General features: G+C 44.9%; 5 protein-coding genes. All 5 read left to right on the top strand.

What is annotated here, in order from left to right; all coding sequences use genetic code 11:
- Positions 1-3,127 (top strand): type 2 lanthipeptide synthetase LanM family protein (locus PN462_RS08485; protein ID WP_272127651.1); only part of this gene is annotated, 3,127 nt, incomplete at its 5' end.
- A gap of 285 nt (positions 3,128-3,412) precedes the next feature.
- Entirely contained in the window at positions 3,413-5,554 is a 2,142-nt protein-coding gene (locus tag PN462_RS08490) for a peptidase domain-containing ABC transporter (RefSeq protein ID WP_272127652.1), read from the top strand.
- Positions 5,555-5,690: 136 nt separating this feature from the next.
- Positions 5,691-5,930, top strand: coding sequence for a mersacidin/lichenicidin family type 2 lantibiotic (locus PN462_RS08495; protein ID WP_272127654.1), 240 nt, complete (start codon positions 5,691-5,693; stop codon positions 5,928-5,930).
- Between the two features lie 193 nt (positions 5,931-6,123).
- Positions 6,124-7,563 (top strand): HlyD family efflux transporter periplasmic adaptor subunit, encoded by a 1,440-nt coding sequence (locus PN462_RS08500; RefSeq protein ID WP_272127656.1) that lies wholly within the window; start codon positions 6,124-6,126, stop codon positions 7,561-7,563.
- Positions 7,564-7,689: 126 nt separating this feature from the next.
- Entirely contained in the window at positions 7,690-8,805 is a 1,116-nt protein-coding gene (locus PN462_RS08505) for a hypothetical protein (RefSeq protein ID WP_272127657.1), read from the top strand.
- Positions 8,806-8,948: the final 143 nt, after the last annotated feature.

The raw sequence follows: 8,948 nt of genomic DNA on the forward strand, positions 1-8,948 counted from the left end.
AGTTGAAGCGATCAAAGCGGTTGATGGAGTCGGGGGCGAACAGAAAAAACAACGCTGGCAAGCCCAAAATCCCTTGACAAATCCTAAAGTTTATGCTAAAAAGCTGGAACAAATCGGCCTCACCCCAGAGCAATGGTCAGACCTTTTAGGGGAAACCGCCGCCTCCCTAGCAAACCGTTGTCCCTCTCCCCCTTGGTTAGAGCAACTCCACCGGGCTTTTGCCTGCCCCGATCGCAGCAATATTCAAATCGCCCCAGTCGAAGAGTTACCCGACGAACAGGCGAGCTTGGGCTTTCTCCAGAGCGTTAAACCTTTATGCAGTGATGCGATCGCCCGTTTAGAGCAAGGCATTGAGACATTAAGTCAAACCGCCCCCCATTTACCCTTCAACCCCCAAAAAATTAAAGGCATCCTCTTTGCCCCAGTACCGGAAATGTTAGGGTCAATGCTCGCTCAAACTATGGTTTTAGAACTCAATGTCGCTAGGTTACAGGGGCAATTATCCGGAGCAACCCCCAGAGCCAGATTAGCAAGTTTTATTGAACAATTGGAAAACCCAGAGCGAGCCGTTTCCCTCCTGCAAGAATACCCCGTCCTTGCCCGACAACTGGCTGTCACCCTCGAACAATGGGTCGAGAGTAGCTTAGAATGCTTGCAGCGTCTCTGTAACGACTGGGGCGACCTTTGCACCCATTACCAAACCGAACCCGGAGAACTCGTCAAAGTCCACCAAGGGGCAGGCGATCGCCATCGTGAGGGACGGTCTGTAGCGATTTTAGAATTTAGTTCTGGCTTTAAACTGGTTTATAAGCCCAAATCCCTTGCCATAGACGGTCATTTGCAAGACTTATTGGCTTGGTTGAACCAACAAGGACTCGAACCGGCCTTTCCCCTCTTAAATATTCTGAACCGGGAACGCTACGGGTGGGTAGAATTCATCTCAGCCAAAACTTGTCACGAGACAGAGGAAGTCGAGCGATTTTATGAACGAGTGGGGGGATATTTAGCCCTCATGTATGTTCTAGAAGCAACGGATTTTCACCTCGAAAACCTGATTGCCAAGGGAGAATATCCCGTCCTCATTGACTTAGAAACCCTCTTTCGTCCAGAGATACTCGATCCCGATGCCCCAGAATCCCGTTTAATCGCTAATCAAAAAATGGGGCGATCGGTGATGTCGGTGGGATTATTACCCCAACGGACGGCAGTAAAGGCCGAACCGGGAGTCGATCTCAGTGGAATTGGTGCAGTGGGGGAACAAACCCTCCCCAACCGTCGCCTCCAGTTGACGGGGGGAGGCAGCGATGCCATGCAACTCGAACGCCAACCGGGAACCCTCGCTGCCACTCAAAATCGACCCCACTTGAACGGGAAACCCGTGCAAGGATGGCAGTATCGAGAGTCAATTCTGCAAGGATTTACCCGTTTATATCGCTTGCTCTGGGAGAAGCGAGAGGACTTATTGCAGGTTTGGTTGCCTCAATTTGCTAACGATGAAATCCGAGTGGTTCTGCGGGATACGCGCATCTACGGATTGCTATTGCAGGAGAGTTTTCACCCAGACTTGTTACGAGATGCTTTAGAGCGCGATCGCTTTTTCGACCGTCTCTGGGTTGATGTGCCACTCCACCCCAGTCTAGCAAGGGCGATTCCCTTAGAACAGCAAGCGCTCTGGCGCGGTGATATTCCTTTCTTTTTGACTTGTCCGGTATCTGGGGACTTACGAGGAGAAGGGGAGGTGATTCCCGACTTTTTTCAGCGTACAGGACTGGAACGAGTGCAAGAGAAAATTACTCAATTGAGCGAACAGGACTTACAAGAACAACTTTGGTTTATTGATAGGTCTTTGACGGGGTTAGGGATGGAGTCGAGGGAGACAACTATGAGGAAAAACGCGGTTTTTTCTCCCGACACCGTAGCACAAACCAGCACCGACCCATCCCTATCGGAACAATTATTAGCCACTGTTCGCCCCATTGCCTCGCGTCTCGAATCTTCCGCATTACGCGACCCCCATCAGGCCAGTTGGATTGGTTTATGTTCTCTCGGCGAAAAATATTGGTCCCTTAAACCGTTAGCTTGGGATTTATTTGGGGGATTGCCTGGGATTGCGTTATTTTTTGCCTATTGGGGGAAAATAACAGCAGACTCTCATTACACGCAACTCGCGCAGGATGTTCTAGAAACTATCCTCTTACAAGTGGAGTTCGATCGCCCTTTAATTCACGGTTTGGGGGCATTTAATGGATGGGGCGGGTTAATCTATACCTTGACCCATTTGGGGCATTTGTGGGGACGGGAGGTAGAGTATGAACGCGCTTTAGACTGGGCCCGACAGTTACCTCCTTTAATTGAAAAGGACGACTATTTAGATATTGTTGCTGGGTCTGCGGGTTGTATTTTGGCCTTAATTAGCCTTTATTCGGTCACTGGGGAGGAATTTCTCAAACCCATTGCTGCGAGGTGCGGCGATCGCATTTTGCAAAAAGCCCAATCCCTGCAACAAGGCATCGGTTGGGTGACAATTCCCCAGCAACCGCCCCTCAGTGGCTTTTCTCACGGGTCTGCGGGAATTGCTTTAGCTTTGGGGAAGTTAGCGGAATTCACCGGAGAAACGCGCTATCAAGACGCAGCTTTTGCCACTTGGGAGTACGAACGCAGTCTCTTTTCCGTGCAACAGAAGAATTGGTCTAAAAGTTTCGAGGAGAGAGACTCTTTTACAGTGGGATGGAATTATGGCGCAACGGGAATTGGGTTAGCGCGTTTAGCCGGAATTTCAGTCTTAAAAGATACTCAAACAACCTCAGAAATTCAGACAGCGTTAGACACAACAATTGCTTTCGGATTTGGTCAAAATCATTCCTTTTGTAGTGGGTATTTAGGGAGTTTAGAGTTCCTCTGGCAAGGACTTCACTTTAATCCTTCTAGTCAACTGGACACTGTTTATCGCGCTAAAATCACCGACCTTTTAAACAATATTCAACAACAAGGCTATTATTGCGGCGTACCTGGGGGAGTCGAAGTTTTAGGATTAATGACAGGGTTAGCTGGCATTGGGTATGGGATGCTACGTTGTGCTTATCCCCAAGAGATTCCGTCTTTAATTCTGCTCGAGCCTCCGGTTTGATACCGATTGTTATTACATCAAATCCGGTTAATGGGTATAACTAGCGGGCAAGATGCCCGCACTCCTGAAACCCTCTTTGATTCTGCTCGAGCCTCCGGTTTGATACCGATTGTTATTACATCAAATCCGGTTAATGGGTATAACTAGCGGGCAAGATGCCCGCACTCCTGAAACCCTTCGATATCCTGTAGTGGGAGCGTCTCGCTCCCTTCTCTTGGTCAGCATTCCCTTGCGTCTTGCCTTGTTCCCTATTCCCTGTTCCCTAATTCTAATAACAATTCTACCATGAAATATGCAGTAGTTCTTCAACATAACGAAGAAGATTGTGGTGCGGCTTGTTTAGCCGCGATCGCTAAATATTACGGTCAATTTTTCTCCTTAAATCGCGTTCGAGAAGTTGCAGGCACGGGACCATTAGGAACTACCTTATTAAATCTCAAACAAGGCGCAAAAGCTCTATTATTTGATGCTAGGGGTGTTAGAGCAAATCTAGATTTAATTAATAATAATATCATTCCTTTGCCGAGTATTATTCATTGGCAAGGAAATCATTGGGTCGTTTTATACGGCAAAAAAAGAAATAAATATATTATTGCCGATCCTGCCGTTGGACTACGTTATTTATCCCAAAAAGAATTAACTCAAGGTTGGAATAATGGAGCAATGCTCTTACTACAACCCCGTCCTGAATTCCAAGCTCAATCAGATGATCGCCATAAAATTAATGAATTTCAACGTCTCAAACAGCGATTTTGGAATCATCGTCATTTATTAGTAGAAATCCTACTCTTAAACTTTGTCTTTGGGATTCTGTCGCTTACTTCTCCCTTTTTCCTACAACTTTTAACCGATGAAGTTTTAATCCGAGAAGATCGACAACTGCTAAATGGTGTTATAATTATTGTTTTTATAGCAAACTTTTTTAGAAGTGTTTTACGCTTCGTGCAATCTTATTTAGTCACTCATTTTGCCCAAAATTTAGAGCTTACTTTAATCTTAGATTTTTGCCGTTCTATTTTAAATCTCCCCCTCGCGTATTATGAGTCCCATCGCAGTGGCGAAATTGCTAGTCGGTTGCGAGATATTCAGGCCATAAATCAACTCATTAGTCAAGCAGGATTATTACTTCCCAGTCAGTTATTAATTGCGCTAGTCTCGGTTACTTTTTTATTACTCTATAACCCTAAACTCCTGCCTGTCACCTTGGGAGTTGGATTAATGATGGGATTGGCAACCTATCTATTTTTACAACCCATCAAAAAGAAAACCCAACAAGTCTTATCCTTAACGGCTGAAAATCAAAGTATGGTGATTGAAACCTTTAAAGGAGCAATTTTACTCAAAACAAAAAATGCCGTTTCGCAGTTTTTTGAAGAATTCCAAACCAGCTTCGGAAAACAAGCTAACTTCAATTTTCAGCGACTCAAACTCGCCATTACCAATATCACTTTATCGAACTTTATTCTCTTTTCCGGAGAAGCCCTTTTACTCTGGGTGGGAAGTCAATTCGTCTTTGCCAATCAACTGACGATTGGTCAATTAGTCGCTTGTAATCTCCTCAATCGGAATGTTTTAAACTTTGTCATCAGTGCCATTGATTTTGCCAATCAATTTATCTTTGTGCAAGCCGCCTTACAGCGTTTAAATGATGTCATTGATGCAACCCCAGAATTGGACTCCCAAGTCAAACCTTGGGTGCATCTTCCGGCTGAGGCCGAGATTCATTGTAGCAGTCTCACCTTTCACCACCCAGGCCGCGTTGAATTGCTTCAGGATTTTTCTCTTTCTCTTCCTGGGGGAAAAGCGATCGCGCTAGTCGGCCCCTCCGGTTGTGGTAAAAGTACCCTAGCCAAACTGATCGCAGGCTTATATTTTCCCCAAGCGGGCAATATTCGGGTTGGCCCCTACAACCTTGAAGATATTGCCCTCGACTGTCGGCGACAACAAATTATCTTGATTCCCCAAGAGGCTCATTTTTGGAGTCGTTCGATTCTCGATAATCTCAGTTTAGGAGACTCTCGCATCGAGTTTGATCGCATTGTCAAAGCCTGCCAAATTGCTCAAGCCGATGATTTTATCCGCCATCTCCCCAGTAAATATCAAACCATCTTAGGGGAATTTGGGGCAAACCTCTCTGGCGGCCAACGACAACGACTGGCGATCGCGCTGGGAATTGTCAATGACCCCCCCATCCTCATTCTTGATGAATCCACTGCCAGTCTCGATCCCGTCAGCGAAACCCAAGTCCTCAACCGTCTCCTCTCCCATCGTCAGGGGAAAACCACTATTTTAATCAGTCATCGTCCCAGGGTGATTCGTCGTGCAGATTGGTTGGTGGTCTTAGATGGAGGAAAAATTATCTCTCAAGGATGTCCCACCGATCTTCTCTCTCAATCGGGGGAACATCTTCCGTTTTTGTCCCCTTAATTGGGGCCGAAAAGCTAACCTCACAACTTTTTTAGTGGATTTTTTATAAAAATGATAATCATTCTCACAAAATCGGGTAAAATTATCCTAGGGCTGAAAAGCCCAACAAACCGTACAACTCCCAAAGGAGGAAAAAATGTCCAACATTGATATCATCCGTGCTTGGAAAGATGAAGCCTATCGTGCCAGCTTGAGCGAAGAGCAGCGCAGTCTCTTGCCCGACAATCCTGCGGGACTCATTGAATTGAGCGATGATGATATGTCTTCTCTTTCCGGTGGTTGCACCACCTGCACGGGGGGGACGGGGATTACCCACACCTGGAACTGGTCTTGCTTCGCCGGAGTTGAATCTGGGGATGGTTTAACCGTTAGCTAACCCCTAACCTCATCTCTTGTCGTACTCCCTCTTTATTTAGTTTAGATTCAAGAGCTTAACCTCCCCAAGAGGATTCAAAAAAGTTGGCGACAGGATTGAAATTCTTCTTGGGGACGGTTGCAAGCCCTTTGTCTTGAAGACCCAGATTTTTGTCTGGGTCATTCCTTCATGATACTGTTCTGTTACACGCGCTATGGCCTTGGAAAGCAAACTCAACGATTCTCGCCAATCCGCAAAACTCCTCACCGTCTCCCAAGCCGAATTTTTACCCCCCGTCCAGACTTGGGTGAATTTAGGGGGATTGATAGTCGCGGGGACAGTGGGTGCAGCATTTCTCTGTGCCGGAATCCTAGAGTATAATGTCACCGTACAAGCCTCAGCCACCGTGCGTCCGGCAGGAAACTTGCGAATTGTCGAAGCCACCCAAGCGGGTACAGTGCAACGCATTGACGTGCAAGAAAATCAACAGGTTAAGGCCGGAGAGACGATCGCTCAACTGGATGATACCCGCTTAAATGTGCAAAAAACCCAATTGCAAGGGGCGATCGCGCAGTTACAACAACAAATCCAACACATTCAAGCCCAGATAGTTGTCCTCGATCGCCAAATCGTAGCAGAAACCCAAGAGAATCAAAGCGCGATCGCTGCTGCAAGAGCAGAATTAGCTGGCCATCGTCGAGAGTACCGCGATCGCGCCCGCAATAGCCAAAAAGATGTCACCACCGCCGAAGCCGAATTAAGACAAATCAGCGCGGAATTCATCGCCGCAGAAGCCAACCTGAGAGCCATAGAAGCATCCTTGCAAACCGCACGAGAAAAATTAAACCGCTACCGTCCCCTCGCCCAACAGGGGGGAATTTCCCAAGACCAATGGGCAGAAGCTCAGTTAGCCGTCACCCAACAAGAACAAGACCGCTTAGGGGCTATCCAAGAATTGAAAATGCGTGCTGCTGCCGTTGAAGCGGCACGTATCGCGGTTGAGAAAGCTAAAACCGCCCTCAATCCCAGTCCCACAGAAGTGGCGATCGCCCAAGAACAAATTCACCGAGAACAAGCCACCGGAACTTCCAGAATCGCGACTTTAAAACGGGAACGAAAATCTTTAATCCAACAACAGGTCGAATTAGAACAACAACGCGATCGCGATCGACAACAATTACAACAAATCAAAGCCGACCTCCAAGCAACCACCATCACCGCCCCCACAAGCGGCACAATCCTCCAACTCCAACTCCGCAATCCCTCACAAAGCGTACAATCCGGTCAAGAAATCGCCCAAATTTCCCCCCACCACGCCCCCCTTGCGCTCGAAGTCCGTCTGCCCACCACAGACATTCAAACCGTCGCCGTCGGTCAAACCGCCCAAATTCGCATCTCGGCCTGTCCCTATCCCGACTATGGGACTCTCCCTGGAACCGTGCAAGCCATCTCAGCAGACACCCTGCAAAGCAACGAATCCTCCCAAGCATTCTACAAAGCCACCATCCAACCCGACAACACCACCTTTGGTCAAGGCAACCATCAATGTACCCTACAAGCCGGGATGGAAGGGAGAGCCGATATTCTGGCTCACCAAGAAACGGTCTTACAGTTCATTTTGCGAAAGGCTAGATTAATCAGCAGTCTATCATAATCCCAAAATTTTTCCGCCCTGTCAAAATTGCATCAGCACAATTTTCTTATCCTGTAATCGTATGGATATGGCTGCATCAAATAATCTTGTATTAGTCTGAAGGTATGATTGCAAGGAGTTTAAGAAGTGAAACTTGTTCGCTCTAATTTTTACAAATATACCAAGGAATTAATCCCCACATTGCCATTTCCCATAAATACGATTGGGGTAGGGATAAAAACTTTAATAGAATCCGATTTTTTCTTAAAAAAGACTACTAGAGATGTAGATATAGATCGACATCGGAGTGAAGTTTCTGGATTTCTAAATCAGTACCGTTGGGATAATTTTATACCTAATTTATCTCTTTTAAATTCTTTATGTTATGTACTTTCTTATAGTATTGAGAAAGATTCCCATTTCTTAAAAACGGATGATTTAATTTTGGCTTCTATGGTTCTTATGGAGCTATCAGTTATTTATGGTGATTCATATAAAAAACTTGCTTACAAAGTCTTTCATACTGCAAAGAACGAAAAAAACAAAACAAATGGGGGAATTCATCCAGTTATATGGCATCTTTACTATCACAACATCTCAAATATTTCATCGGGATTAAGAAGTAAACCTTTATCAAAAGGTGATATTCGTGCAAAAAAAATGGTTTATACAGCAGATAAATCTATGTCTTATTTACTATCTCTGAAAGAGGAATATAGAGACTGGAACGAACCTCTGAAATTAATGATAGATTATCAATTAGCAGAACAAGTTGTGGGTAGAATTTATAATTCAGAACACGGATATGATAGTCAAACACAATGGCTTCTCAGTAAGCTCAATGAGCGCACAAAAGACGATCTCGATAGCATCCCTTATTCACTGCGTGTAAAACTAGCGATATCGGCAATTTCCAATAATAAAGAAAAAAGAATTAAGTTAATCTATGATGCTTTAAATCAATTGAGACAATCAAAAAAATTATTTCACTTAGAATTAAAATATATTCTTCGTATTAATTTATATGCAGAAACCTTGGGAACTAATGACGCAATCAAAGATAACAAACAGGTATTGGAACATTTTTTAAAACTTGCCAAAACCAATTCAACCAAGTTAAATTTTTTGCTACGCAAACAAAAATCACTCATACTACCTTCTTGCCGAGAGTTGATGCTAAGAGAACTTTACTCTTCTAATCTGAATGATTCGATTTACCTTAGTTTACTTCAAACTCTAAGTGTACCGGGTGACATCTACTAAACCCAGGGTAAGCTCATCTAATTTAGTAACAACTGCTACTGAAAAAAGAATAATACTATGTTGAAGGAAAAAAAGAATAATTTTGATAAAATCTCCTGAGTAACCCCAATTAAATCTTACTCAAATTCATCATTATGTCCAAC

The organism is Spirulina sp. CS-785/01 (assembly GCF_028330525.1).
In the GTDB taxonomy this organism is placed as follows: domain Bacteria; phylum Cyanobacteriota; class Cyanobacteriia; order Cyanobacteriales; family Spirulinaceae; genus JAQMSD01.

Excerpts from the sequence above, each read along its gene's own strand:
- PN462_RS08495 (WP_272127654.1), top strand. The coding sequence starts at position 5,691 with ATGTCCAACATTGATATCATCCGTGCTTGGAAAGATGAAGCCTATCGT.
- PN462_RS08500 (WP_272127656.1), top strand. The coding sequence starts at position 6,124 with ATGGCCTTGGAAAGCAAACTCAACGATTCTCGCCAATCCGCAAAACTC.
- PN462_RS08490 (WP_272127652.1), top strand. The coding sequence starts at position 3,413 with ATGAAATATGCAGTAGTTCTTCAACATAACGAAGAAGATTGTGGTGCG.